At 62.5% G+C, this 26,111-nt stretch carries 26 protein-coding genes and 1 other RNA gene; 18 read left to right on the top strand and 9 right to left on the bottom strand.

What is annotated here, in order from left to right; all coding sequences use genetic code 11:
• Positions 1–196 precede the first annotated feature (196 nt).
• Positions 197–565: a VOC family protein gene (locus tag ACQZ6J_RS30185; RefSeq protein WP_163991796.1), complete on the bottom strand. Its 369-nt coding sequence runs from the start codon at positions 563–565 to the stop codon at positions 197–199.
• Positions 566–708: 143 nt separating this feature from the next.
• On the opposite strand from ACQZ6J_RS30185, the gene ACQZ6J_RS30190 reads away from it, so the two are divergent.
• Entirely contained in the window at positions 709–1,053 is a 345-nt protein-coding gene (locus ACQZ6J_RS30190; protein ID WP_449086731.1) for a hypothetical protein, read from the top strand.
• A 57-nt stretch (positions 1,054–1,110) separates the two neighbouring features.
• On the opposite strand, the gene ACQZ6J_RS30195 is transcribed toward ACQZ6J_RS30190, so the two are convergent.
• Genes ACQZ6J_RS30195 through ACQZ6J_RS30205 form a run of 3 tightly spaced genes read right to left on the bottom strand, consistent with a single transcriptional unit; the run spans position 1,111 to position 3,177 of the window.
• Entirely contained in the window at positions 1,111–1,797 is a 687-nt protein-coding gene (locus tag ACQZ6J_RS30195) for a helix-turn-helix transcriptional regulator (protein WP_449086732.1), read from the bottom strand.
• 13 nt (positions 1,798–1,810) lie between these two features.
• Positions 1,811–2,770 carry an NAD(+) diphosphatase gene (gene nudC / locus ACQZ6J_RS30200; RefSeq protein ID WP_449086733.1) on the bottom strand — a complete coding sequence of 320 codons (960 nt, stop codon included), beginning with the start codon at positions 2,768–2,770 and terminating at the stop codon, positions 1,811–1,813.
• A complete protein-coding gene (locus ACQZ6J_RS30205; RefSeq protein ID WP_163991791.1) occupies positions 2,767–3,177 on the bottom strand; it encodes an HIT family protein in 411 nt (136 codons plus the stop codon). The genes nudC and ACQZ6J_RS30205 overlap by 4 nt, the downstream gene beginning before the upstream one ends.
• A gap of 91 nt (positions 3,178–3,268) precedes the next feature.
• Between ACQZ6J_RS30205 and ffs the strand changes: the two genes are divergently transcribed.
• The 3 genes from ffs (at position 3,269) to ACQZ6J_RS30220 (ending at position 5,723) form a co-directional block, all read left to right on the top strand.
• An RNA gene (gene ffs, locus ACQZ6J_RS30210) (signal recognition particle sRNA small type) lies at positions 3,269–3,365 on the top strand.
• Between the two features lie 47 nt (positions 3,366–3,412).
• Positions 3,413–5,290 carry a DNA polymerase III subunit gamma/tau gene (locus ACQZ6J_RS30215; RefSeq protein WP_449086734.1) on the top strand — a complete coding sequence of 626 codons (1,878 nt, stop codon included), beginning with the start codon at positions 3,413–3,415 and terminating at the stop codon, positions 5,288–5,290.
• A 109-nt stretch (positions 5,291–5,399) separates the two neighbouring features.
• Positions 5,400–5,723, top strand: a complete 324-nt coding sequence (locus ACQZ6J_RS30220) for a YbaB/EbfC family nucleoid-associated protein (protein ID WP_075856809.1) — start codon at positions 5,400–5,402, stop codon at positions 5,721–5,723.
• A 15-nt stretch (positions 5,724–5,738) separates the two neighbouring features.
• On the opposite strand, the gene ACQZ6J_RS30225 is transcribed toward ACQZ6J_RS30220, so the two are convergent.
• Positions 5,739–6,215, bottom strand: a complete 477-nt coding sequence (locus ACQZ6J_RS30225) for an Lrp/AsnC family transcriptional regulator (protein WP_449086735.1) — start codon at positions 6,213–6,215, stop codon at positions 5,739–5,741.
• 112 nt (positions 6,216–6,327) lie between these two features.
• On the opposite strand from ACQZ6J_RS30225, the gene ACQZ6J_RS30230 reads away from it, so the two are divergent.
• Together ACQZ6J_RS30230 and ACQZ6J_RS30235 are read left to right on the top strand one after the other, a co-directional pair.
• The gene (locus ACQZ6J_RS30230; RefSeq protein WP_449086736.1) at positions 6,328–6,864 is read left to right on the top strand and encodes an RBBP9/YdeN family alpha/beta hydrolase; all 537 of its coding nucleotides are present in this window, start codon (positions 6,328–6,330) and stop codon (positions 6,862–6,864) included.
• A gap of 95 nt (positions 6,865–6,959) precedes the next feature.
• Positions 6,960–7,571, top strand: a complete 612-nt coding sequence (locus ACQZ6J_RS30235) for a LysE family translocator (protein WP_449086737.1) — start codon at positions 6,960–6,962, stop codon at positions 7,569–7,571.
• 80 nt (positions 7,572–7,651) lie between these two features.
• On the opposite strand, the gene ACQZ6J_RS30240 is transcribed toward ACQZ6J_RS30235, so the two are convergent.
• A complete protein-coding gene (locus tag ACQZ6J_RS30240) occupies positions 7,652–8,296 on the bottom strand; it encodes an MOSC domain-containing protein (RefSeq protein ID WP_449086738.1) in 645 nt (214 codons plus the stop codon).
• A gap of 57 nt (positions 8,297–8,353) precedes the next feature.
• Between ACQZ6J_RS30240 and recR the strand changes: the two genes are divergently transcribed.
• The 12 genes from recR to ACQZ6J_RS30300 all read left to right on the top strand — a co-directional run bounded on the left by recR (position 8,354) and on the right by ACQZ6J_RS30300 (position 23,323).
• Positions 8,354–8,959, top strand: coding sequence for a recombination mediator RecR (gene recR, locus ACQZ6J_RS30245; RefSeq protein WP_163991778.1), 606 nt, complete (start codon positions 8,354–8,356; stop codon positions 8,957–8,959).
• A 94-nt stretch (positions 8,960–9,053) separates the two neighbouring features.
• On the top strand, positions 9,054–10,436 hold the full coding sequence (locus ACQZ6J_RS30250; RefSeq protein WP_449086739.1) for a lytic murein transglycosylase: 1,383 nt from the start codon (positions 9,054–9,056) through the stop codon (positions 10,434–10,436).
• 160 nt (positions 10,437–10,596) lie between these two features.
• Positions 10,597–11,202, top strand: coding sequence for a ribosome maturation factor RimP (gene rimP / locus ACQZ6J_RS30255; protein ID WP_163991776.1), 606 nt, complete (start codon positions 10,597–10,599; stop codon positions 11,200–11,202).
• A 62-nt stretch (positions 11,203–11,264) separates the two neighbouring features.
• A complete protein-coding gene (gene nusA, locus ACQZ6J_RS30260; RefSeq protein WP_163991774.1) occupies positions 11,265–12,872 on the top strand; it encodes a transcription termination factor NusA in 1,608 nt (535 codons plus the stop codon).
• A complete protein-coding gene (locus ACQZ6J_RS30265) occupies positions 12,869–13,561 on the top strand; it encodes an RNA-binding protein (RefSeq protein ID WP_163991772.1) in 693 nt (230 codons plus the stop codon). Before nusA ends, ACQZ6J_RS30265 begins: the two co-directional genes overlap by 4 nt.
• 101 nt (positions 13,562–13,662) lie before the next feature.
• On the top strand, positions 13,663–16,398 hold the full coding sequence (gene infB / locus ACQZ6J_RS30270; RefSeq protein WP_449086740.1) for a translation initiation factor IF-2: 2,736 nt from the start codon (positions 13,663–13,665) through the stop codon (positions 16,396–16,398).
• A gap of 417 nt (positions 16,399–16,815) precedes the next feature.
• On the top strand, positions 16,816–17,223 hold the full coding sequence (rbfA, locus tag ACQZ6J_RS30275) for a 30S ribosome-binding factor RbfA (protein WP_163991768.1): 408 nt from the start codon (positions 16,816–16,818) through the stop codon (positions 17,221–17,223).
• A gap of 12 nt (positions 17,224–17,235) precedes the next feature.
• Entirely contained in the window at positions 17,236–18,168 is a 933-nt protein-coding gene (gene truB / locus ACQZ6J_RS30280) for a tRNA pseudouridine(55) synthase TruB (RefSeq protein ID WP_163991766.1), read from the top strand.
• A gap of 93 nt (positions 18,169–18,261) precedes the next feature.
• Complete coding sequence (locus ACQZ6J_RS30285; protein WP_449086741.1) at positions 18,262–19,113, top strand: alpha/beta fold hydrolase; 852 nt, start codon at positions 18,262–18,264, stop codon at positions 19,111–19,113.
• 153 nt (positions 19,114–19,266) lie between these two features.
• On the top strand, positions 19,267–19,536 hold the full coding sequence (rpsO, locus tag ACQZ6J_RS30290; RefSeq protein ID WP_047635766.1) for a 30S ribosomal protein S15: 270 nt from the start codon (positions 19,267–19,269) through the stop codon (positions 19,534–19,536).
• A gap of 323 nt (positions 19,537–19,859) precedes the next feature.
• Positions 19,860–21,998: a polyribonucleotide nucleotidyltransferase gene (gene pnp, locus ACQZ6J_RS30295; RefSeq protein ID WP_449086742.1), complete on the top strand. Its 2,139-nt coding sequence runs from the start codon at positions 19,860–19,862 to the stop codon at positions 21,996–21,998.
• Positions 21,999–22,306: 308 nt separating this feature from the next.
• A complete protein-coding gene (locus ACQZ6J_RS30300; RefSeq protein ID WP_449086743.1) occupies positions 22,307–23,323 on the top strand; it encodes a class I SAM-dependent methyltransferase in 1,017 nt (338 codons plus the stop codon).
• A gap of 44 nt (positions 23,324–23,367) precedes the next feature.
• Here the strand turns inward: ACQZ6J_RS30300 and ACQZ6J_RS30305 are convergent, their stop codons facing one another.
• The 3 genes from ACQZ6J_RS30305 to fabB all read right to left on the bottom strand — a co-directional run bounded on the left by ACQZ6J_RS30305 (position 23,368) and on the right by fabB (position 26,060).
• Positions 23,368–23,946, bottom strand: coding sequence for a GNAT family N-acetyltransferase (locus ACQZ6J_RS30305; RefSeq protein ID WP_449086744.1), 579 nt, complete (start codon positions 23,944–23,946; stop codon positions 23,368–23,370).
• 79 nt (positions 23,947–24,025) lie between these two features.
• Positions 24,026–24,832 carry an enoyl-ACP reductase FabI gene (gene fabI, locus ACQZ6J_RS30310; RefSeq protein ID WP_449086745.1) on the bottom strand — a complete coding sequence of 269 codons (807 nt, stop codon included), beginning with the start codon at positions 24,830–24,832 and terminating at the stop codon, positions 24,026–24,028.
• Between the two features lie 4 nt (positions 24,833–24,836).
• A complete protein-coding gene (fabB, locus tag ACQZ6J_RS30315) occupies positions 24,837–26,060 on the bottom strand; it encodes a beta-ketoacyl-ACP synthase I (RefSeq protein WP_163991753.1) in 1,224 nt (407 codons plus the stop codon).
• Between the last annotated feature and the right edge of the window lie 51 nt (positions 26,061–26,111).

Genomic DNA, 26,111 nt, shown 5'->3' on the forward strand with positions numbered 1-26,111 from the left:
GTCATCCGATGCTGGCCTCCACCTGGACAGCATTTTGAATCACAAAACCGACCGGACGGGAATCCCCTCAGATTCAGTTAAGCAATGAAGCGCTCTAGCCTTCCTTCCGCCACTGCGTTTGGCGAGAGATTTAGGCTGTCCCCTCTCCCCGCGAGCGGAGAGAGGGCTAGGCTTAGGAGCAAGCGGCGTCTCGGCTTTACTTATCCGGCTCACAAACACGAAGGCGATGGCCGTCCGGGTCGAGCACGACGAAGGTCGGACCGAAATCCATCGTCGTCAGTTCCTGCGCGATCGGCAGGCCCCGCGCCTTCCAATCCTTGTAGTGCTTTTCGACGGCGCCGGCTCCTTCGACCATGAAGCCGAGTTCGCCGCGATTGCCGATAGCCGAGGGTTGCGGCTCGACGCTGCTGCGGCGCCAGAGGCCGAGGTTGAAACCGTTATCGAGCGAGAAGGCCACGAAATTCGGCGAGGCAAAGGTGGGCTCGCGGCCGAGCAGGTCACGATAGAACGGCGTGCTCTCGCCAGGATCCTTGACGTAAAAGATGATGAGGTTTGGGCTGGTCATGTGGATATTCCTCTCATTTTGGGTGGATATAAAGTCATGCAGACGCGGTCCGGCAGACAGACGATGTCTGCCGGTCGTGAATTTGCTGGTGGATGGCCGGATGCTTATGGGTAAGCGATGTTAAGACGCGTCACGGCGGACCGATGGCGCTTTCCGCGCTTCAGGCTCTTGATTTTGCATCTGTTTTGATCGTGAAACCGCTGCGCAAGCCGCAGGATGATGCCTTAGCGCATTCTGTCTTCCTCGCGATACGCAGCATGCCCGTCGAGAAAGCCCAGATCGCGGATCATGAAGTCCGGCGCCTCTTCAAGATCGAGGCGATCACGACGGCCGACGAAATGCCGATGCGCAATCCGCGGAAAATCCTTCAGCCATGCAAACGGAGAAAGACCCTTGCCTTCCTGCGCCGCGATGACCGGGCGATGCGCCTCTTTCGTGACGATAAGAACGTGGCTTGCCATGATCGATCCTCCTTCCTGCTTGGATGAAGATCATCATAGCCGGGCCTACTGACAGTTTATGGCAGTAGCATCGTGCGCGCCGGATCAATCGTGGGCAACGCCCTCCCGGGCATGCCACTCCCGGGCGAGAGCGACGCGGCGGCGTGGATAGCGTGCCTCCAGCACGGCGAAATCGACGACGCGGTCGGCGCGGAAATGCCGATAATCCTGGCGCAGCTCGCACCAGGCCATGATGATGCGGGCGTTGTCGAAGTAGCCGAGCGCAAAGGGCCAGATACGCCGGGTGGAAATCGTACCGTTCACGTCGCCATAGGTCAGCTGCACCATGCGCTCGGTGCGGATCGCCTTGCGCATGAGGGAAAGATCGGCCCTGTCTTCGGTGATGCGCCGCGTGCCGACGACCACCGCCGCCTGATCGACCGCCTCGCGCAGGTCGGCGGGCAGCACGGCGGCGATCTTGGCAAGCGCATCGGCGCCGGCCGCCGCCAGCCGCGAATCGGTTGCGCGCGCCACCCATCTCGATCCCAGCACCAGCGCCTCGATCTCGTCCTGCGAAAACATCATCGGCGGCAGCATGAAACCGGGCTTCAGCACGTAGCCGATGCCGGGCTCGCCCTCGATCATGGCGCCCTGCGACTGCAGGCTTGCAATATCGCGATAGAGCGTGCGCAGGCTGATGCCGGTTTCCTCCGCCAGAACGGCACCGCTGACCGGGCGGCGGTAGCGCCGCAGCGTCTGCAGCAGCGTCAGCAAACGTTCCGAGCGCGCCATGGCAGCATTGGTCCTAGCGTTTCCATTCCACCCAGTCGCGCATCAGGCGATGGGCGATGGAACCCTTGGGCGGAGACGTGTTGCCGGCTGCCGAGCCGCGATCGAGCAAGGCGAGCGTCTCTTCCGGGGTGAACCAGCGGCAATCGTCGAGCTCGGTCTCGTCCATATGGATTTCCGTCGACTTCGCCTCGGCATAGCAGCCGATCATCAGGGAATGCGGCATGGGCCAGGGCTGGGAGGCATGATAGCGTATGCGTCCGGTGTGGATGCCCGATTCTTCCTGCGTCTCGCGGCGCACGGCATTCTCGATGGTTTCGCCCGGCTCGACGAAGCCGGCGAGACAGGAATACATGCCCGGTGCGAAATGATGGCTGCGGCCGAGCAGGCAGAGATTCCTTTCCTCATCGATCGTCAGCATGATGACGACGGGGTCCGTGCGCGGGAAGATCATGTGTTCGCAGGCCGTGCAGACGCGCTTGTAGCCGCCGATGCGGCTTTCCATGATCGAGCCGCAACGGCCGCAGAAGCGGTTGTCGCCATTCCAGCGAATGAGGCTCATCCCTTGCGCGGCCTCGCCGAGGATTTCGCCTTCCAGCAGAAGATCGCGCCAGAGCGCGCGCATGTCCGCGGGCTTGTACTGGCTGGCAAGCTCGTCGGCATTGACGCGCACGGGCACGGCAAGCCGGGGCTCGCCGGTCTTGCGATAGCCGAGCAAGACGGCTTCGTCCCAGTTCGGATCGAGCCCCTGCAGCTCGTAGCGGGCAAACAGCGGGTCGAGCACCTGCCCGTCATGCTTCAGAACGAGCCGATCCTGGGCAAAGGCCAGGATATGCGTGCCTTCCTTGGCGAGCGCATGCTTGATCGATTCCTCGTCGCGATGCTCGGCATCCCGGTCGAGCTGGTTTTCCGCAAAGGCGGTGAGACTGCTGGCTTCCGGATGCGGGGCATCCGAGGAAAAAATGGAATGGCTCATTGTGAAAGCGTTTCCCGCAACTTGGCTATGAGGCTGTTCATGTCTTCGTCCGAATAGGGTTCCGCCTTGCCGTAGCCCCAAACCGGACCGGGCCAGTTGGCGTCTCCTTCGAACCGCGCAATGACATGAACATGAAGCTGGCGGACAATATTTCCAAGTGCCCCGACATTGATTTTTGCTGCTCCCGTGACCGTCTTAAGCGCGCTTGCGACCTTATCCGTTTCGAAGGTCAGCAAGATACGGTCGAGCGGCGTCAGCTCGAAAACTTCCGATTTGCCGGGCCGCCGGGGGATCAGCACAAGCCATGGCCAGCGGCGATCCTTCATAAGCCGTACGTCGCAAAGGCCTGTGATGGCGACGGAAACGCTGTCATTCGCCAGACGGTCGTCGAGCGTAAACTCCTTCAAGGGGGCATCCTCCATTGTTTTATCAAATGTTTAGCAGTTTTTTTTGACCTTGGCTTGCTTTTGATGACGATATTGCCGATATGTGCATCCGGGAGGTTGGTGGTGGACGAGCCACTCGCCAACCGGGTCAGGTCCGGAAGGAAGCAGCCCTAACGAGCCCGGCACGGGTCATCGTGCCAGCCTCCCACCCTTTCTGAAAGCAAGACCCGGCTTTCTGCGGGCAATAAGCAGGGCGATGAGCGACAGCGAGCGACAAGCAAAAGATGCCGCCTCGACCGGCACCGGTTACCGAGTGCTGGCCCGCAAGTATAGGCCCAAGGACTTCACGGACCTGATGGTCGGCCAGGAGCCGATGGTTCGCACGCTGACCAACGCGTTCGAGACCGGCCGTATCGCCCAGGCCTATATGCTGACCGGCGTGCGCGGCGTCGGCAAGACGACGACGGCTCGCATCCTTGCCCGCGCCCTCAACTACAAGACCGCCGATATCGACCGGCCCACCATCGATCTGCGCGAGCCCGGCGAACATTGCCAGGCGATCATGGAAGGCCGCCATGTCGACGTCATCGAGATGGACGCCGCCTCGCACACGGGTATCGACGATATCCGTGAGATCATCGAGCAGGTGCGCTACCGGCCGGTCTCGGCGCGCTACAAGGTCTACATCATCGACGAAGTGCACATGCTCTCGACGGCCGCCTTCAACGGCCTGCTGAAGACGCTGGAAGAGCCGCCCGAGCATGTGAAGTTCATCTTCGCCACCACGGAAATCCGCAAGGTTCCGATCACGGTGCTGTCGCGCTGCCAGCGCTTCGACCTGCGCCGCATCAGCGCTTCCGATCTGGTCGGGCTGTTCACCACCATCGCCGGCAAGGAAGGCATCGAGGCCGAGCCGGAAGCGCTTGCCATGATCGCCCGCGCCGCCGAAGGCTCGGCGCGCGACGGCCTGTCGCTCCTCGACCAGGCGATCGCCCATGGCAGCGGCTTCGTCGCCGCCGACGCCGTGCGCGCGATGCTCGGACTTGCGGACCGCGCCCGCATCGTCGATCTCTTCGGCCATGTCGTCAAAGGCGATGTTTCGGCAGCGCTTGCGGAATTCAACAGCCAGTACGAGGCCGGCGCCAATCCCGTCGTCGTGCTGACCGATCTTGCCGATTTCACCCATCTCGTGACCCGCCTCAAATATGTGCCCGATGCCGCCGACGATCCGTCGCTGAGCGAAGTCGAGCGCACGAAAGCGGCAGAATTCGCGCAGGGCGTCGCGGTGACGGCGCTTTCCCGCATCTGGCAGATGCTCTTGAAGGGCATCACCGAGACGGAGAATGCCTCGCGCACCGCCGGGGCTGCCGAAATGGTGCTGATCCGGCTCGCCCATGCCGCCCATCTTCCGGCCCCGGAAGATGCGGCACGCCGGCTTGCCGAATTTTCCGACGGCAATGGCGGCTCCCGCCCGTCGCCGTCTCCAATCGGCGGCAATGGCGGCGGAGCAGCGATCTCCTATCAGGGCAACGCCATGGCGCGTGCCGTCGAAACACCGGCGCCGCGGCCGACGCCTTCGGCACCGGTCGCCATGTTGCGCGCCGTGCCGAATACGCAACCCGATTCGCAGCCGGTCGGCCGCATCGAACAGAAGCCGGTCGAAGCGCCGAAGCCGCTCGTGCCGATCAACTCGATGGCCGATATCGCCGAACTTGCCAGCCAGAAGCGCGATCCGAAGCTGAAGGCACTGGTGCGCGCCTTCGTGCGCCCCGTAAAGCTGGAGCCGGGCAGGCTCGATGTCAGCCTGACACCAGGCGCTCCCGGAACGCTCCTGAACGAGCTTGCCGGCAAGCTCAGGGAATGGACCGGCATTCACTGGATCGTCAGCCTTAGCCGCGAGGAAGGCCAGCCGACGCTGGTGGAAGCCGAGGCGAACGCGCAGAAGCAGCGGGTCGCCGACGCGCGGCAGGATCCCGATGTCGCCGCGATTCTGGCGCAGTTTCCGGGCGCGAAGATCATCGACGTGCGGGTGCGGGCACCCGAGACCGAAGACGAGGAAGAGGCCGCCGCTCCGCCGGCCGTCGCCGAATCCGTCGACGGCGATATCCTGCCGGGCGACGACATAGAATTCTAGGGCTAGTATGGGCTTCGGCGGAACCGCATCGGCTTGAAGCCGGCGGCGGCCATGGCGGCACATCCCGCCCGAGAAGAAACTGACACTTGCAGAAGAAGGACCAACGACGATGCGCGACATCATGGGCATGATGGGCAAAGTGAAGGAAATGCAGGCGAAGATGGAGAAGATGCAGTCGGAGATCGCCGACATTCGCGTCGAAGGCAAGGCCGGCGGAGGCCTCGTCACCGTCACCGTCAACGGCAAGGGCCTGATGCTGGGCATCAAGATCGATCCGTCGCTTTTCAAGGAAGACGATGTCGAAATCCTCGAAGACCTGATCGTCGCCGCCAACAAGGATGCCCAGGAGAAGGCCGAGGCGATCGCCGCCGAAAAGACCCGCGAGCTGACCGCCGGCCTGCCGATCCCGCCCGGCTTCAAGCTGCCGTTCTGAGAACGGTATCCTCCATCAGCGGGCGGCCGCCTTGCGGATCAAATTGCGGCCGATCGCCTTTGCAGGCTCGTTTCGCAGCACCAGCGATGTCGTGACGGCTCCATGGCGAGCAATGGAATCGACGATGGTTTCAAGGTCGGCCGGCGTCGGCACAAGCACCTTGAGCAGGAAGCAATCCTCACCCGTCAGCCGCAAAACCTCGATAATCTCGGGCATTTCGGAAAACTGTTTCAGATAGGGTCGGATATGCTCATGCGTGGTGCGCAGCCGGATGACCGCCATCATGCCGAGACCAACCGCGGCGGGATCGATAACAGCGCGATATCCAGCGATCACGCCACGCTCCTCCAGCCGCTTCAACCGCTCCGACGCCGCCGGCTGCGACAGACCGACGCGACGGCCGAGCTCCGACACCGAGATTCGCCCGTCCTGCTGCAGGATCTCGATGATCGACAGATCCGTCGGATCCAGCCCTCTTTCGATACTGTCCATCGTCCACCTTCAATTCATCGGCCGCTGAATGCTTTACCCGATGGATTGCAATGTCAATCGATCAAACGACGTGCCAGCTTTCTTCATAGCGGAATATGGAGAAAGGACAGAGATGAGCGACATCATTACCCTGCCGGGGCTTGGCGGTTCGGGCGAAGGCCACTGGCAAACCCTGTGGGAACGTCAGGACCCAAGCCTGCGACGGTTTCAGCCGTCAAGCTGGGACAAGCCGATACTCACGGATTGGATCGCCGCGCTCGAGCGGGAAATCGCCCGTTCGGCAACGCCGCCCATCCTGATTGCGCATAGCCTTGCCTGCCAGCTCGTCGCCCATTGGGCGCCCATGAGGAAAACGGCGATCCTGGGCGCATTCCTGGTTGCCCCTCCCGACCCGACAGGCGAAATCTATCTCGCCGAGGCCGGCAGCTTCGCCAATCCGCCGCGGCAACAGCTGCCGTTTCCGTCCCTGCTTGTCGCGAGCACCGACGATCCTTACGGCCCTCACAAATACGCGTGGACCATCGCCGAAGTCTGGGGCAGCACGCTGGTCGATGTCGGGCCGCGCGGCCATATCAATGCGGCATCCGGGCTGGGCGACTGGCCGCAAGGCAAGGCGATCTTCGAGCGCTTTCGCACCCAGCTCGGCTGAGCGCAAAGCTGGCGTTTGGAAAAGGTCGGCCGGAATGCTATGTCTGGACTTCTTCTTCCAGATATCATCTGGCCTGCCCGATCGGAGGGAATGCGATGAGCCTGTCGACATTGCTTGTTTTTGCCGGTGCCCTGTTCATTGCGGCGGGATCGCCGGGACCGAACATCGCCGCGCTGGTGGCACGCGTGCTGACGAAGGGCGCGCGCAACGTATTACCCTTCCTTTCCGGCATGTGGCTTGGCGAGGCGATCTGGCTGACCTGCGCCGTTGCCGGGCTTGCGACCATTGCCGAAACCTTCCACCTCGCCTTCGTCGTCATCAAGTGGCTCGGCGTCGCCTATCTACTCTATCTCGCCTGGAAAATGTGGTTTGCCTCCTCCGATACGACGGGGAATGAGTTGCCGGACGAGCAATCGGCCGCCCGGCTCTTCCTCGCCGGTTTCACGGTGACCATGGGCAACCCGAAGATCATGGTGTTCTATGTGGCGCTGCTGCCCTCGATCATCGATCTGCATGCCGTCACGGTCACCGGCTGGGCAGAGCTGGTGACGACGATGTTCGCAGTGCTTGTTGTCATCGATCTCTCCTGGGCGATGCTGGCGGCCAAGGCCAGAACCTTCCTCAAGAGCCGCCGCGCCGTACGCATCGCCAATCGTACCAGCGCCGCCACCATGGCGGGTGCCGCCGTGGCAATCGCCATGCGCTGAGACGAGAGCTTTTCCGCTTTTCTTCGAATCGCGAAAACTCTCTATCCTTTTGTTTTTACGCAATTCCGGACGGAAAACCGCTATGCGCTTTTCCTGGAATTGCTCTGAAGCGCGGCGCCTTCGATCAGGGCGCGCAGCTTGTGGTGGATGGGCGCCGCCAGGTAACGCGCCTGATCTTCCGGCGACAGGTGTCTGCCGAGCGTCGCCATCATTTCCGGCATCGTCACCCGCCCGCCCGTGTAAGGCAGATAGGCGACCGGCATACCGGCACTCGCCATGCCGCCCGTAAGCACGCGGCAATAGATTCCGGGTCGCCCGGCATGAATATAGCGATTGACGAACAAGGGATCGCCCATCTTTGCGGCGAATGTCGCGCAGGGGATGCGCGCCGAGCTTACCTCCAGAACAAGATCGTCGGCTATGAACCGATCGCCGACGGCCACCTCACGATTGTCCAGGCCCTCGACAATGAGGTTTTCACCGAAAGCGCCAGGCTCTAACGGCCGCCCGAGCTCCCTCGCCCACCAGTCCAGCGTCAGCGAACCCTCGACATAGACGGCCTGATCGCGGCCGCCGTGATGCTTGCGATTGCAGATCGCGTCGCCGACCAGCCCTTCCGCATCGATCATGACGGTGCCGTTCACGGCATGCTTGTTGATGCCGGTCTTCGTTTTCCTGTCGGGCAGCGCCTCCGGGGCACCGAGGCAAACGGCCAGAATTTTCATCGGTCAACCGTCCCTTCCGTGATTCCGTTTCGCGAGCTTATGAGCTAAAAGCCTCCCATGGCAAAGCGAGTCACCGGCCCCGAAATCGAAAAACTCATCCAGCTTCTGGCGAAAGTGCCGGGCCTCGGGCCGCGCTCGGCACGGCGGGCGGCGCTGCACCTGATCAAGAAGAAGGATCAGCTTCTCGGGCCGCTGTCCCATGCCATGGGCGATGCCTATGACAGGGTGAAGATCTGCTCGCGCTGCGGCAATGTCGATACCGTCGACCCGTGCACAGTCTGCACCGACGAACAGCGCGACCAATCCGTCATCATCGTCGTCGAAGACGTGTCCGACCTCTGGGCGCTGGAGCGCGCCGGCGCGATGAACGCCGCCTACCATGTTCTCGGCGGCGTCCTGTCGCCGCTCGACGGCGTCGGACCCGACGATCTCAACATTCGCGGGCTGATCGCCCGCGTCGGCGAAGGCGGCATCCGCGAGATCATCATCGCCGTCAACGCAACGGTCGAAGGGCAAACCACAGCACACTATATAACCGATCAGCTTGCCGGGCTCGACGTCAAGATCACCCGCCTTGCGCATGGCGTTCCGGTCGGAGGCGAGCTCGATTACCTCGACGAGGGCACGCTGGCGGCGGCGCTCAGGGCGCGGACGGCGATTTGAGACGACTTTTTCACGACGGCATAAAGGACTGCGTATGAGGAGAGTGCATACCCCCCTCTGTCACTTCGTGACATCTCCCCCACAAGGAGGGAGATTGGTTGCTTGTGGCACGGTCTTCGCCAAGCAATCAGTTGCCGTAACCGCAGAAACTTCGAACCTTCGATATGACGTAAAGCGCGCCGCCAACGATCTCCCCCCTTGTGGGGGAGATGTCCCGAAAGGGACAGAGGGGGGTATCGCCCGGCATATTCTGCGCTTCGTTATCCTCCTCCTCGCCCTCCTCCCCCTGCCCGCGCTTGCCGCCTCGAAGGCCGATGTCGAGGCGCAGTTTCAGGCGTGGATTCAGAAGGATCTCTGGCCAGAAGCGCGTAAAGCCGGAATTTCCGAAAAGACTTTCCAGGCCGCGTTCGCCGGCGTGACGCTGAACTGGGACCTGCCGGATCTCGTGCCCCCGGGCTTCCCGAAGCCCACGGAGCAGAAGCAGACCCAGGCCGAATTCTCCTCGCCCGCCCCCTATTTCAACGAGGCGCGGCTGCAGAAGCTGGCCGCGACCGGGAAGAGCCTCGCCTCGCAATATGGACTAGTGCTGCGGCGGATCGAGAAAACCTATGGCGTGCCGGGGCCGATCCTGCTGGCCATCTGGGGCCGCGAGACCGGTTTCGGCATTGCCAAGCTGCCGAATTCGGCGATCCAGGTGCTGGCGACCAAGGCCTTCATGTCGACCCGCAAGGACATGTTCCGCACCGAGCTCGTCGCCGCCCTGCGCATCCTCGAGCATGGCGATGTCACGCCGGATCAGTTCAGGGGCTCCTGGGCCGGCGCTCTCGGCCAGCCGCAGTTCATGCCGACCAACTACCTGAAATATGCCGTCGATTTCGATGGCGACGGCCATCGCAATATCTGGACATCCGTGCCCGACACGCTGGCATCCATAGCCAACTATATGGTCCAGAAGGGCTGGCAGCGCGGCCGTGGCTGGGGCTATGAGGTCACCATCCCGCAAAACGTATCCTGCGCTCAGGAGGGACCGGATCTTGCCAAGCCGATCTCGCAGTGGGCCTCGCTCGGCATCAAGCGGGTTTCCGGCAAGAGCTTTCCATCGGACGAATTGCGGGCCAGCGGCATGATGCTGGTTCCGGCCGGCCGCGACGGGCCGGAATTCATCGTCACGCCAAACTTCTATGCCATCAAGGAATACAACAATTCCGACCTTTACGGCCTCTATATCGGCAATCTTGCCGACCGTATCGCCTCCGGCGGCGGCGCTTTCGAGGAAAAATGGGGCGATGTCGGCAAGATGCTGCGCTCCGACGTCGCCGGCATGCAGAAGACGCTGGAACGCAAGGGCTACGATGTCGGCGGCACCGACGGGCTTCCGGGCTACAAGACGAGACGCTCGATCGGCCAGTGGCAGGAAAAGAACGGCATGAAACCCACCTGCTATCCCGAGGCCTCCATGCTCGGCATATTGAAATAAACGCGGAAAAGCCTTTCGGCGCGAATGCCTTGCAATTTGCCGGAAAGAGGCTTATATCGGCTTCAAATTCTTGATCGTGTGATGAAGAGTGGGCCGCAAGGACCCGCTCTTTTTTATTAGCTCGATCTCCCGTTTGCATGAACAATGCAGGAGTGAATGCTTGTCGGACGTGACAAACGCAGACAATACCAACGAACCCAGGCTGATCGTCGAAACCGGCCTTGATCAGCGCGTCGCCGCCATCATCGAGCCCGTCCTTGTGGGCATGGGCTTCCGCCTGGTGCGCGTACGCCTCTTGAATCTGAACGGCCTGACGCTGCAGGTGATGACCGAGCGCAACGACGGCACCATGACCGTCGAGGACTGCGAAGAGGTCTCCACGGCCATTTCTCCGGTCCTGGATGTGGAAGATCCGATCGATAAGGCGTATCATCTGGAGGTGTCTTCGCCCGGCATCGACCGCCCGATGGTGCGCAAGTCGGATTTCGTCCGCTGGAACGGCCATATCGTCAAGTGCGAAACGTCGATCCTTGTCGATAACCGCAAGCGTTTCCGCGGCAAGATCGTCGCCGTGGATGCCGATGGTTTCACGATCGAGCGCGACGAGGCTACCCGCGGCGAGGAGCAGAAGGTAACCATTCCGTTCAGCACGCTGGCCGAAGCCAAGCTGATCCTGACGGACGATCTCATCCGCGATGCGCTGCGCGCCGACAAGCTGGCAAAAGCCGAGGCAGCGAACCAGAACGAAGCGGACGAAGAAGAATAACCGATCAACGAACCGCCTGACGGAACGGGAACCGAAGGGCAGGAAGACGGAGACTAAAGACAATGGCAGTCAGTGCGAACCGGCTAGAACTTCTGCAGATCGCAGATGCAGTGGCGCGCGAAAAGGTCATCGACCGCGAGATCGTGCTTGCCGCAATGGCGGACGCGATCCAGAAGGCCGCGCGCTCGCGTTACGGCACGGAGTCGAACATCCGCGCCGACATCAATCCGAAGACCGGCGAAATTCGCCTGCAGCGCCTGCTCGAAGTCGTCGAGAAGGCCGAGGACTATTCCACGCAGATCCCGCTGGAACTGGCCCGCGACCGCAACCCCGACGCCGCCCTTGGCGATTTCATCGCCGATCCGCTGCCGCCGATGGATTTCGGCCGCATCGCCGCCCAGTCGGCCAAGCAGGTCATCGTGCAGAAGGTGCGCGAAGCCGAGCGTGACCGCCAGTTCGACGAATTCAAGGATCGCGTCGGCGAAATCGTCAACGGCACGGTCAAGCGCGTCGAATACGGCAACGTCATCGTCGATCTCGGCCGTGGCGAAGGCATCATCCGCCGCGACGAGATGATCCCGCGCGAGAATTTCCGCTACGGCGACCGCGTCCGCGCCTATGTCTACGACGTCCGTCGCGAGCAGCGCGGCCCGCAGATCTTCCTGTCGCGCACGCATCCGCAGTTCATGGTCAAGCTCTTCACCATGGAAGTGCCCGAAATCTACGACGGCATCATCCAGGTGAAGTCGGTTGCCCGCGATCCGGGCTCTCGCGCCAAGATCGCCGTCATCTCCAACGACTCGTCGATCGATCCGGTCGGCGCCTGCGTCGGTATGCGCGGCTCGCGCGTTCAGGCCGTCGTCGGCGAATTGCAGGGCGAGAAGATCGACATCATTCCGTGGTCCAGCGAGCCGGCGAACTTCGTCGTCAACGCGCTGCAGCCGGCCGAAGTCGCCAAGGTCGTTCTCGACGAAGACGCGGAACGCATCGAAGTCGTGGTTCCAGACGAGCAGCTGTCGCTGGCCATCGGCCGCCGCGGCCAGAACGTCCGCCTCGCATCGCAGCTGACCGGCTGGGATATCGACATCATGACGGAAGCCGAGGAATCGGAACGCCGCCAGAAGGAATTCAACGAGCGCACCAACCTGTTCATGGACGCGCTCGACGTGGACGAAATGGTCGGTCAGGTTCTGGCCTCCGAAGGCTTTGCCGCCGTCGAGGAACTGGCTTACGTCGATCTCGACGAAATCGCCTCCATCGATGGTTTCGACGAAGAGACCGCGCAGGAAATCCAGGAGCGCGCCCGGGAATATCTGGAGCGCCTGGAAGCCGAGATGGACGAGAAGCGCAAGGCGCTCGGCGTCTCCGACGAGCTGCGCCAGATCAACGGCATGACCGCACAGATGATGGTCGCCCTCGGCGAGGACGGCATCAAGACGATCGAGGACTTCGCCGGCTGCGCTGCCGATGACCTCGTCGGCTGGAGCGAACGCAAGAACGGCGAAACGAAAAAGTTCGAAGGCCTGTTCTCCAAGCTCGAAGTGTCGCGCGTCGAAGCAGAACAGATGGTCGTGCAGGCTCGCCTGCTGGCCGGCTGGATCACCGAGGCCGATCTCGCCACTGAGACGACCGAAGAGGTCGCGGAGGATGAAGCCGAGCAAGAAGCATGACGATCACCGAGGGGCCAAGCGCACCGCCTGAAGACAGCGATCTCGGGGGTGACGGCGCAAACGGCCGCATGTGTATCGTGACACGCGAAAGCGGATCGGCCGACGAGCTGATCCGCTTCGTAGCCGCTCCGGACGGGACCGTTGTTCCCGATCTGAAGCGGCAGCTGCCGGGACGCGGCTGCTGGGTCAAGCTTGACCGGGCGCTGGTGGACAAGGCAGTGGCGAAGAAATTATTTGCCCGCGCCTTGAAGGCGGAGGTGACGGCACCGAGCGATCTCGGCGCCATCGTCGACCGCCTTCTTGTGGCGCAGCTGGCCGGGATGATGCACATGGCGCGCAAGGCAAGCCAGTTCGTCAACGGCTCGTCGAAGGTCGATGGCGCTGTTCGCAATGGTTCGGCACTCGCCGTATTCCACGCGATCGACGCCGCTGCCGACGGTGTGCGGAAGATCGACCAGGCACGCAAGGCCTGGCATCTCGGTATGGAAACCGAACAGGAAATACCGTCGTTCCGTGTCTTCACGGAGGCGGAAATGGAAGAACTGATGGGCCAGAATGCTTTTATCCATGCCGCAGCGCTTGCGGGGCGGGCGGGTGAAGGTGTAGTGAAGCGCGCAAACCTGCTCGAACGGTACCGCAACGGCGGTCAGTCCCGGGCAACGGGCGGCGCTGGCCGGCGAAAACAATGACGCGGTCACCGGCCTACGCCGGACGCCTCATTAAGGTACATGTATTGAACGACAGGGTCTGACGGACGTTTCCGAGCCCTGTCCGAAGGAACAGGAACGGAATGACCGATAACCAAGACGACAAGACGCTGAGTGCATCGGGTAAGAAGACCCTCACCCTGAAGCCTTCAGGCGTAAATCAGGGAACCGTGCGCCAGGACATGGGCCGCGGACGCACCAAGGCGGTCGTGGTTGAGACCCGCAAGCGCCGCCCCCTGCGCCCCGAAGACGAAAAGCCGATCGTTGGTTCGACGACCGCTGCCGCACCGCAATCGGTGACGCGGGTTGCGGAACCGACACCGCAGCCGCCACGCCCGCCGCAGCCGGCTCCGCGCATCCATCAGCCGGGCGGCCAGCAGCAGCGGCCACAGCAATCCAACCAGAACAACCAGCAGCGCCCGCAGCAGGAACGTTCGTCGCGGCCAGTGGTCTTGAACCATCTGTCGGCTGGCGAAATGGACGCCCGCCGCCGCGCGCTCGCCGAAGCCCAGGTTCGCGACGCCGCCGATGCGGTGCGCCGTGCCGAGGAAGAAGCACGCCGCCTTCAGGAAGAAGAGGCACGCCGCATCGCCGAACAGGCTGAAGCTGCCCGCCGGGCCGCCGAAGAGGCTGCTCGCGCCGCGGAAGCCAAGGTCGAAGCAGCCGCCGTGCCGGTGGAAGCGCCAAAGCCTGCAGCCGCCCAGCCGGCCGCGGCCGCGGCTCCTGCCGTTGCACGTCGTCCGGATGCGGCTCCGCAGCCTGCACGCCCCGGCGCTCCTGCTGCCGACGCACCGGCCAACCGCCGCCGCACCAATGAGGAAGAGACCGATCGCGGCCCGCCGCGCGGCGCTCCGGCACGCGGCAAGGTCACGCGTCCTGAGCCGGCAAAGCCGGTCACAACCCGCCCGAAGACGGACGAAGAGCGTCGCCGCGGCAAGCTCACCGTAACGACGGCGAATGTCGATGAAGACGGCAGCGCTCGCGGCCGCTCGCTTTCGGCCATGCGCCGCCGCCAGGAAAAGTTCCGCCGCAGCCAGATGCAGGAAACGCGCGAGAAGATCTCGCGTGAAGTCGTGCTTCCGGAGACCATCACCATTCAGGAACTGTCGCAGCGCATGTCCGAACGCGCCGTCGACGTCATCAAGTTCCTGATGAAGGAAGGCCAGATGATGAAGCCGGGCGACGTCATCGACGCCGATCTGGCCGAGCTGATCGCCAGCGAATTCGGCCATACGGTCAAGCGCGTTTCGGAATCCGACATCGAACAGGGCATCTTCAACGTTGCCGACGAGGAAGGCGAACTGGTTTCGCGTCCGCCGGTCGTCACCATCATGGGCCACGTCGACCACGGCAAGACCTCGCTGCTCGACGCCATCCGCAAGACGAGCGTCGTCTCGGGCGAAGCCGGTGGCATCACCCAGCATATCGGCGCCTACCAGGTCGAGCAGAACGGTCAGAAGATCACCTTCATCGACACCCCGGGCCACGCCGCCTTCACGGCAATGCGTGCCCGCGGCGCCCAGGCGACCGACATCGCGATCCTCGTGGTTGCGGCCGACGACAGCGTGATGCCGCAGACGATCGAATCGATCAGCCATGCGAAGGCAGCGGGTGTTCCGATCATCGTGGCGATCAACAAGATCGACAAGCACGAAGCCAATCCGCAGAAGGTCCGCACCGAACTGCTGCAGCACGAAGTGTTCGTCGAATCCATGGGCGGTGAAGTGCTCGACGTGGAAGTGTCGGCAAAGAACGGCACCAACCTCGACAAGCTGCTCGAAGCCATCCTGCTCCAGGCGGAAATCCTTGACCTCAAGGCCAATCCGAACCGCACGGCAGAAGGCACGGTCATCGAAGCCCAGCTGGATCGCGGTCGCGGCTCCGTCGCCACCGTCCTCGTCCAGAAGGGCACGCTGCGTCCGGGCCAGATCGTCGTTGCCGGTGATCAGTGGGGACGTGTGCGCGCGCTGGTCAACGACAAGGGCGAGCATGTGAAGGAAGCGACGCCGGCGACGCCGGTCGAGGTCCTCGGTCTGTCGGGCACGCCGGCGGCCGGCGACAAGTTCGCCGTCGTTGAAAACGAAAGCCGCGCCCGCGAGATTTCCGAATATCGTCAGCGTCTGGCCCGCGACAAGGCCGCTGCCCGCCAGTCGGGTCAGCGCGGTTCGCTCGAACAGATGATGACCCAGCTGCAGAGCGTCGGCGTGAAGGAATTCCCGCTGGTGATCAAGGGCGACGTGCAGGGCTCGATCGAAGCCATTGCCGGCGCGCTGGAGAAGCTCGGCACCGACGAAGTCAGGGCCCGCATCGTTCATTCGGGCGCAGGCGGCATCACGGAGTCGGACATTTCGCTGGCCGAAGCCTCGAACGCCGCCATCATCGGCTTCAACGTTCGCGCCAATGCCCAGGCACGCCAGTTCGCAGAGCGCGAAGGCATCGAAATCCGCTACTACAACATCATCTACGACCTCGTGGATGACGTGAAGGCAGCGATGTCGGGCCTGCTCTCGCCGGAGCGCCGCGAAACCTTCCTCGGCAATGCCGAGATCCTCGAGGTGTTCAACATCACGAAGGTCGGCAAGGTCGCGGGTTGCCGCGTTACCGAAGGCAAGGTCGAGCGTGGCGTCGGCGTGCGCCTGGTGCGCGACAACGTCGTCATCCACGAAGGCAAGCTCAAGACGCTCAAGCGCTTCAAGGACGAAGTATCGGAAGTCAATGTCGGCCAGGAATGCGGCATGGCCTTCGAAAACTACGAGGACATTCGCGTCGGCGATACGATCGAATGCTTCCGCGTCGAGCACATCACGCGCACGCTGTAAGCGATCGTTCGATTTGAGAGATAGCAAAACCGCCGGCCAAGTCCGGCGGTTTTTTGTTGGACCCGACCGGACGGCCATGTGGTCATCACGCGGCAGGCGGGGCGGCGTTTTGCGCTATCGCCGTAAGGGTCAACACGACAGGCCCCTTCTGGACGTCGACACATACGGCGATTTGGCTGGCTGGAGCGAGATCCCCGATATAGGCCGCCGTGACGGGTGGATCGGATTCGACATCGGATCCTTCCTGGCCTGTGTCCCGGCATCCGCTTTTGCCAAACCGGGCAGCCGGGAGGCCGCATTGGCGAGGATTCTCGGCTTCCGGCGGCCCAGACAGGCCATCCAGCCTTGACCTTTGCGCCGGATCGAGTCATGTGACCCGCTTTATTGCGTCCACGGGACGCTGCTAATGGAAAAACCATGACCAGACCAACTTCTTCCGCGCCTTCGCAGCGCATGCTTCGCGTCGGCGAGCAAGTGCGCGCAGCGATCACGCAGGTTCTGCAGCGCGGCGAAGTGCGCGACGACCTGATCGAGCGCACCGTGATCTCCATTTCCGAAGTGCGCATGTCGCCGGATCTGAAGATCGCCACCGCTTTCGTGACCCCGCTCGGCGTCACCGACCACAACACCGTCATCGAGGCGCTCAATCGCCATGCGAAGTACATCCGCGGCCGTCTTGGTCCGCAGCTTCGCCAGATGAAGTACATGCCGGAAGTGCGCTTCCGCGACGATACGAGCTTCGACAATTACAAGAAGATCGACGCCTTGCTGCGTTCACCCGAGGTCAGCCGCGATCTCGAAGACGATAACGACCAAGATCAATAACAGAGACAGAGAATGTCCAAACCACGCAAGCCCAAGGGCCGCCCGATTTCGGGCTGGCTCATCCTCGACAAGCCGGTAGATTTCGGCTCGACCGAAGCCGTTTCCAAGATCAAGTGGCTGTTCAAGGCCCAGAAGGCCGGCCACGCCGGCACGCTCGATCCGCTGGCGTCCGGCATGCTGCCGATCGCGCTCGGCGACGCCACCAAGACGGTTCCCTACGTCATGGACGGCCGCAAGATCTACGAATTCACCGTCACCTGGGGCGAGGAGCGCGCCTCCGACGACCTCGAAGGCGCGATTACCGCCACCTCGGACAAGCGCCCGGGCGAAGAGGACATCCGCGCGCTGCTGCCGAAATATACCGGCGCCATCCAGCAGATTCCGCCGCAGTTCTCCGCCATCAAGATATCAGGCGAGCGCGCCTATGACCTCGCCCGCGAGGGCGAAACGGTCGAGATCCCGTCGCGCGAGGTGGAGATTTTCCGCCTGACGCTGCTCGCCTGCCCGGATGCCGATACGGCGCATTTCGAGGTCGAGTGCGGCAAAGGAACCTATGTGCGCGCGCTTGCCCGCGATTTCGGCCGCGACCTCGGTTGCTACGGCCATATTTCCGGCCTGCGCCGCAGCTTCGTCGCCCCCTTCGCCGAGGAGACGATGGTGCCGCTGGCCGACCTCGTGGCGCTGGAAGCCATCGAGGATGCGGACGAACGGCTTGCAGCCCTCGATGCACTGCTGATCGACACCGCCGAGGCCCTGTCTTCGCTGCCGCATCTCGTCATCAGCGACGACCAGGCGCATCGACTGAAGATGGGCAACCCGATCCTGGTTCGCGGGCGCGATGCGCCGGTTGCCGAAACCGAGGCCTACGCCACGGCACGCGGCAAGCTGATCGCCATCGGCGAGATCGGCCAGGGCGAATTCCGCCCCAAGCGCGTGTTCGGCTGACCTTTTGCCGGCAGCAAAAGGCGGCTATTGCGAGGCAGCAGCGTACGATATGTTCTCCGACGGGCCATGACGGCCCGTTCAAAGGGGGCAAACATGCGCAGAATTGCAATCGGAATACTGACGTTCCTTTCGTTGTTCCTGACAATTACCGGCGCTCAATCCGCCGAGCGCTGGGCCGGCTTGCCGGCTTTTCCGCCGATGCCGCAGCCAAAGACGAGCGGCATGGCCGATGTCAACGACATCAAGATGTACTATGCCGAATATGGCGAGGGTGACCCGATCCTCTTCATCCATGGCGGACTTGGGAATGCCGAGGTCTGGGGCGCTCAGGTTGCCGATTTCGCTAGGGATCATCTCGTCATCGTCGCCGACAGCCGCGGTCATGGCCGATCGACCCGCAGCCAGCAGCCCTTCGGCTACGACCTGATGACCTCGGATTACGTCGCGCTGCTCGACTATCTGAAAATCGACAGGGTGACGCTGGTTGGATGGTCTGACGGCGGCATCATCGGCATCGACATGGCGATGAAACATCCCGAAAAGCTGACGCGGGTGATCGCCCAGGCCGCCAATGTCACGACCGATGGCGTGAAGCCCGATGTCATGAACAACAAGACCTTCAACGACTACATCAATGTCGCCGGCGAGTATTACAAGAAGCTGTCGCCGACCCCGAACGAATACGATGCCTTCGTCAACCAGATCTCACAGATGTGGGCGACACAACCGGCATGGACAGCAGCCGACCTTGGCAAGATCTCCGTGCCGGTGACGCTTGCCATCGGCGACCACGACGAGGCGGTCAAGCTCGACCATACGCAGATGATGGCCAAGGAAATTCCGGGGGCCAAGCTCGTTATCCTGAAGGACGCCAGCCATTTCGCCATGCTGCAGGATCCTGAGGGCTACGATGCCATGATCCGGGACGCCATGGCGGGACGCTGAAAGGCGGCTCGGGGAGAACCCTCTTTCCATTGCCGCTCATTTGGTTTATAGGCAGCGCCAGCATCAGGCATGCCTGAGTGCATTCGCGGCCAATGCTGGACGACATCCCGGCGTTTGGCGACTTTAATTTCCTCTCATAGAAAGGACTATCCGATGTCGATCACTGCTGAGCGCAAGGCTGCGCTGATCAAGGAATACGCCACCGTCGAAGGCGACACCGGTTCTCCGGAAGTCCAGGTAGCGATCCTGACCGAACGCATCAACAACCTCACGGACCACTTCAAGGACCACAAGAAGGACAACCACTCCCGTCGTGGCCTTCTGACGATGGTTTCCAGCCGGCGCTCGCTTCTTGACTATCTCAAGAAGAAGGACGAAGGCCGTTATACCAAGCTGATCACCAGCCTCGGTATCCGCCGCTAACGGAATTTCCGGCGGGCGTTCACCTGAACGTCCGCCGGATGCTTATGAGGGGTATGCCCCTTCAGACTGTTTCGCCTGCGCCTCGCATTTGCGCGACGCGAAACTACCGGCAGCCCGGATGGGCCGGCGCTGCCAACAACAACCGTTGACCTGTCATGGGGCAGGATTGCCGGATGCTTTCAGCCGAAGCCTCGTGCTTCGGCCTGACTTCGAAAGCCTCTCGTTGTCTTGCCCGTGATGCGTCACATTTCGTGCGGTTGAAGATGTGCCTTGCCGAATGTCTCGGCGACGGCGCCTTTTCCCGCACAATGTTAGGACAAGATATGTTCGATATCCATACTGTCGAAATCGAGTGGGCAGGCCGCCCGCTGAAGCTCGAAACCGGCAAGATCGCCCGTCAGGCCGACGGCGCCGTCGTCGCCACCTACGGCGAGACCGTGGTTCTTGCCACCGTCGTTTCCGCCAAGTCGCCGAAGCCGGGCCAGGATTTCTTCCCGCTCACCGTCAACTACCAGGAAAAGACCTACGCAGCCGGCAAGATCCCCGGCGGCTACTTCAAGCGCGAAGGACGTCCGAGCGAAAACGAAACCCTCGTTTCCCGCCTGATCGACCGTCCGATCCGCCCGCTCTTCCCGGAAGGCTACAAGAACGACACGCAGGTCGTCGTCACCGTCATCCAGCATGACCTGGAAAACAATCCCGACATCCTGTCGATGGTTGCCACATCCGCAGCGCTCACGCTCTCCGGCGTTCCCTTCATGGGCCCGGTCGGCGGCGCTCGCGTCGGCTACATCAACGGCGAATACGTGCTGAACCCGCATCTCGACGAGATGGACGAATCGAGCCTCGACCTCGTCGTCGCCGGCACGCAGGACGCCGTTCTGATGGTTGAGTCGGAAGCCAAGGAACTGCCTGAAGACGTCATGCTCGGCGCCGTCATGTTCGGCCATCGCGGCTTCCAGCCCGTCATCGACGCGATCATCAAGCTCGCTGAAGTCGCAGCCAAGGAACCGCGCGATTTCACGCCGGAAGATTATTCCGAACTCGAAGCCGAAATGCTCGGCATTGCCGAAGCCGAGCTGCGCACCGCCTACAAGATCACCCAGAAGGCTGATCGCTACGCCGCCGTCGACGCCGTCAAGGCGAAGGTCAAGGCACACTTCCTGCCGGCCGAAGGCGAAGCTAAGTACACGGCCGAAGAAGTTGGCGCCATCTTCAAGCACCTGCAGGCGAAGATCGTTCGCTGGAACATCCTCGACACCTCGAGCCGCATCGACGGCCGCGATCTGTCGACCGTTCGCCCGATCGTGTCTGAAGTCGGCCTTCTGCCGCGCACGCACGGTTCGGCGCTGTTTACCCGCGGTGAAACGCAGGCAATCGTCGTCGCCACGCTCGGCACCGGCGAAGACGAACAGTATGTCGACAGCCTGACGGGCATGTACAAGGAGCGCTTCCTGCTCCATTACAACTTCCCTCCCTACTCGGTTGGCGAAACCGGCCGCATGGGTTCCCCGGGTCGTCGCGAAATCGGTCACGGCAAGCTCGCATGGCGCGCTATCCGCCCGATGCTGCCGACGGCTGAACAGTTCCCCTACACGCTGCGCGTCGTCTCCGAGATCACCGAGTCCAACGGCTCGTCCTCGATGGCAACGGTTTGCGGCACCTCGCTCGCTCTGATGGACGCCGGCGTTCCGCTGGCCAAGCCGGTTGCCGGCATTGCCATGGGTCTGATCCTGGAAGGCGATCGCTTCGCCGTTCTCTCCGACATTCTCGGTGACGAAGACCACCTCGGCGACATGGACTTCAAGGTCGCCGGCACGGCCGACGGCATCACCTCGCTGCAGATGGACATCAAGATCGCCGGCATCACCGAAGAGATCATGAAGGTCGCTCTCGGCCAGGCACAGGGCGGTCGCACCCACATCCTCGGCGAAATGTCCAAGGCAATCACCGAGAGCCGCGGCCAGCTCGGCGAATTCGCACCGCGCATCGAAGTCATGAACATCCCGGTCGACAAGATCCGTGAAGTCATCGGCTCCGGCGGCAAGGTCATCCGCGAAATCGTCGAAAAGACCGGCGCGAAGATCAACATCGAAGACGACGGCACCGTGAAGATCGCCTCGTCCTCCGGCAAGGAAATCGAAGCGGCCCGCAAGTGGATCCACTCGATCGTTGCTGAGCCGGAAGTCGGCCAGATCTACGAAGGCACGGTAGTCAAGACCGCCGACTTCGGCGCTTTCGTCAACTTCTTCGGCGCCCGCGACGGCCTCGTCCACATCTCGCAGCTCGCTTCCGAGCGTGTCGCGAAGACGCAGGACGTCGTCAAGGAAGGCGACAAGGTCTGGGTCAAGCTGCTCGGCTTCGACGAGCGCGGCAAGGTTCGCCTGTCCATGAAGGTCGTCGACCAGGCAACCGGCCAGGAAATCGCCGCCGACAAGAAGAAGGATGACGCAGCCGAATAAGCTGCGCCTTCATTCAGGTTCCGGGGCGCGGGATTCGTTTCCGCGCCCCTTTTATATTGATGTCGTCGGCCGCCCCTGCTGAAATTGCGTGCCCGGCCTCTCACCCTAGCCCTCTCCCCGCACGCGGGGAGAGGGGATAACGATTGTGCTCGATAACAGTCCTTCCTACTAAGAGGCATGTTGTCTTGCTCCGTCGTCCCCTCTCCCCGTTCCAACGGGGAGAGGGTTAGGGTGAGGGGCAAGTACCCGGATAAGACGGTGGCACAGATCCGACGAACAAAACCCACTCCCATGACGAGATCACGCCCATGAGCCGCGACGCCCTGAAGACCCTGTTTCATCCCTTTGCCTCCGGCACCGTAGACGCGCCCGGCGAGGGCGAGCGGATCCTGTTTCTCGGCGCCGAGGCCGGCTTTGCGCTGCCTGACGGTTTTGCCGCCGAGCTTTCCGCCGTCCAGGGCTTCCGCCCCTTCTATCGCCAGCTGCAGGCGCAGCGCATCAACGTGACGCCGGAAATCGAAGGCAGTGACTATGACGGCGCGCTCGTGCTTTGCGGCAAGCACAAGGGCGAAAACGAAAGCCATATCGCCGAAGCACTTTCGCGGGTGAAGGAAGGCGGCCTGATCGTCGTCGCCGGCGGCAAGGAAGACGGCATCCAGCCGCTGCGCAAGCGCATCGAAGGTTTTGGCCTTACGGTCGAGCATATGCCGAAATATCACGGCGTCGCCTTCTGGTTCGCGCGCCCCGCCGACATCGAGGCGCTGACGGCGCAGCTCGTGAAGCCTGCAACGCGCGTCGACGACCGGTTCACCACCGCGGCCGGCATGTTCTCCCATGACCGGATCGATGCCGGCTCGGAGCTGCTGGCCTCGCGCCTGCCGACCGACTTCAGCGGCGATGCCGCCGACTTCGGCGCGGGATGGGGCTATCTCTCCGTCGAGCTGGCGACAAAGTCGCCAAGGATCGCGCGTATCGACCTCTACGAGGCCCACTACGACGCGCTGGAGGCCGCCCGCGCCAATCTGCTTGATAATTGCCCGAAGGTCGCCCAGCGCTTCTTCTGGCACGATCTGGCGAGCGAGCCGGTCAAGGACAAGTACGACCTCATCGTCATGAACCCGCCCTTCCATGAGGGGCACGCCGCCGAACCCTCGCTCGGTCAGGCGATGATCAAGACGGCCGCCTCGGCGCTCCGCAGCGGCGGACGGCTGATGCTGGTCGCCAATCGCGGCCTGCCCTACGAGCCGGTCCTGGCCGAACACTTCAAGGAGCATGGCGAGACCTGCCGCAATGCCCGCTACAAGGTGCTCTGGGCAAAGAAGTAAACGAGGAAGGCGGCCGATCGGTCGCCTTTTTTATATTCGCTTGGTCATGGCTTCGGTTTCGGCGCTCTCGCAGCCCACTCGCGGCTCAGCACGGCATAGACGCATTCGTCGCCCCAGACGCCGTTGAAGCGATCGCTTTCGATCAAGAGCGCCTCACGACGCAGACCCAGCCGTTCGACGACGCCGACGGACCGGGCATTCTTCGCATCCAGCCGCGCGAAAATCCGGTGAAAGCCGAACGTTTCGAAACCGAGCGTGATGACGGCTTCCGTCGCCTCGGTCGCATATCCCTTTCCGGCATGGGCCGGACTGAAGATATAGCCGACCTCGGCCTGCAGGGCGGCCTTGTTTGCGAATGTCAGGCTGACGTCCCCCACCAAGGCGCCGTCCTCCCGCCGAATGGCGGCGCACGGCAGCGTATCGCCGTCTTCCGAAAAAGAGGAATTCAAGCGGGCATCGAAGCGCGCCTTCATCGCCTCCGGCGAAGGGGGATCGCGGTACAGGAAACGATAGATGTCCGGCAGGGAGCGATAGGCGCTGTAGGCCTCGAAATCCCCCGGCACAAAGCGGCGGAGGAGGAGACGTTCGGTCGATGCGAAGGGTTCGGCGTCGTTGGACGTCATTCGGGAATCCCCTGGAAGGATATCCGGAAGTTCGGTCCTCCCGGCCAAGGACCGAGAGGATGACTCAGATCAAGGATGCCTACTCGGCATCGGCCGTCGACAGCGTTTCCAAAGTCGGCATCGAGGTGATGTTGTAGCCGGCATCGACGAAGTGGATTTCGCCTGTAACGCCCGCCGACAGGTCCGACAGGAGGTAGAGCGACGACGAGCCTACCTGATCGATGGTGACCGACTTGCGCAGCGGCGCGTTGCGCTGGTTCCACGACAGGATGGCGCGGGCATCCGAAATGCCGGCGCCGGCCAGCGTGCGGATCGGGCCGGCGGAAACGGCGTTGACGCGGATGCCGCGCGGGCCGTAATCGGCGGCGAGATAGCGAACCGAAGCCTCGAGCGCCGCCTTGGCGACACCCATGACGTTGTAGTTCGGGATCACGCGCGTCGAGCCGTTATAGGTCAGCGTCAGCATGCTGCCGCCTTCGGTCATGAGGTCGGCGGCGCGTTTGGCGATCTCGGTGAAGGAGAAGCAGGAAATCACCATGGTGCGGGTAAAATTGTCCCGCGTGGTGTTGGCATAAAGCCCCTTCAGCTCGTTCTTGTCGGAAAAGCCGATGGCGTGGACGATGAAATCCAGCTTGCCCCAGCGCGCCTTGATCTCGTCGAAGACGGCATCGACCGATGCAAGATCCTCGACGTCGCACGGCAGGAGGAAATCCGAGCCGACTTCGGCTGCCAGCGGCTTGACGCGCTTGCCGAGCGCCTCGCCCTGAAATGTGAAAGCCAGCTCCGCGCCCTCGGCTGCGAGCGCCTTCGAAATACCCCAGGCAATCGAGTGATTGTTTGCGACGCCCATGATGAGGCCGCGCTTACCCTGCATGATTCCCGTCATTGCCTTATCCGTTGTAGCGCTGGAACACGAGCGTGGCGTTGGTGCCGCCGAAGCCGAAGGAGTTCGAAAGAGCGATATCGAACTTGGCGTCGTCGATACGCTTGCGCACGATCGGCACGCCTTCGAATTCCGGATCGAGTTCGGTGATATGGGCACTTTCGCCGATGAAGCGTTCCTGCATCATCAGGATCGAATAGATCGATTCCTGCACGCCGGCTGCTCCGAGCGAATGGCCCGTCAACGACTTGGTCGACTGGATCGGCGGGATCCTGTCGCCAAAGACTTCGCGAATCGCGCCGATTTCCTTGCTGTCGCCCACCGGCGTCGAGGTGCCGTGGGTGTTGATGTAGTCGATATCGCCCTTCACCGTGGCGAGCGCCTGGCGCATGCAGCGCGCGGCACCCTCACCCGACGGCGCGACCATGTCGTATCCGTCCGAGGTGGCGCCGTAACCGACGATCTCGGCATAGATCTTGGCGCCGCGCGCCTTGGCGTGTTCCAGCTCTTCCAGAACCAGCACGCCGGCGCCGCCTGCGATGACGAAGCCGTCACGCTTAGCGTCATAGGCCCGCGAAGCGGTTTCCGGGTGATTCTCGTTGAAGTCGGACGACATGGCACCCATGGCGTCGAAGAGGTTCGACATGGTCCAGTCGAGATCTTCGTGGCCGCCGGCGAACATCACGTCCTGCTTGCCCCACTGGATCATTTCAGCGGCATTGCCGATGCAGTGCGCCGAGGTCGAGCAGGCGGACGAGATCGAATAGTTGACGCCGTGGATCTTGAACCAGGTCGCAAGCGTTGCCGACGCGGTCGAGGACATCGACTTCGGCACGGCGAACGGGCCGATGCGCTTCGGGCTGTTGTTCTTGCGGGTGATGTCGGCGGCTTCGATCAGCGTGCGGGTCGACGGGCCGCCGGAGCCCATGATGATGCCGGTGCGCTCGTTGGTGATGTCACCTTCCTCGAGGCCGCTATCCGCGATCGCCTGCTTCATGGCGACATGGTTCCATGCGCCACCCTGCGACAGGAAGCGCATCGCACGACGATCCACCAGCTCGGTCGTATCGATGTTCGGCGAACCCCAGACCTGGCACTTGAAGCCATGCTCGGCAAAATCGGGAGAGAAAGAAATGCCGGATTTGGCTTCGCGCAGCGAGGCGGTCACTTCTTGAGCATTGTTTCCAATCGAAGAGACAATACCCAGACCCGTAACAACTACCCGTCTCATATCGATGACCTTTTCTAAAACGTCTGTCTTGGTGGAGGCGGCGGAGCCGCG

Source organism: Rhizobium sp. A37_96 (assembly GCF_053521765.1).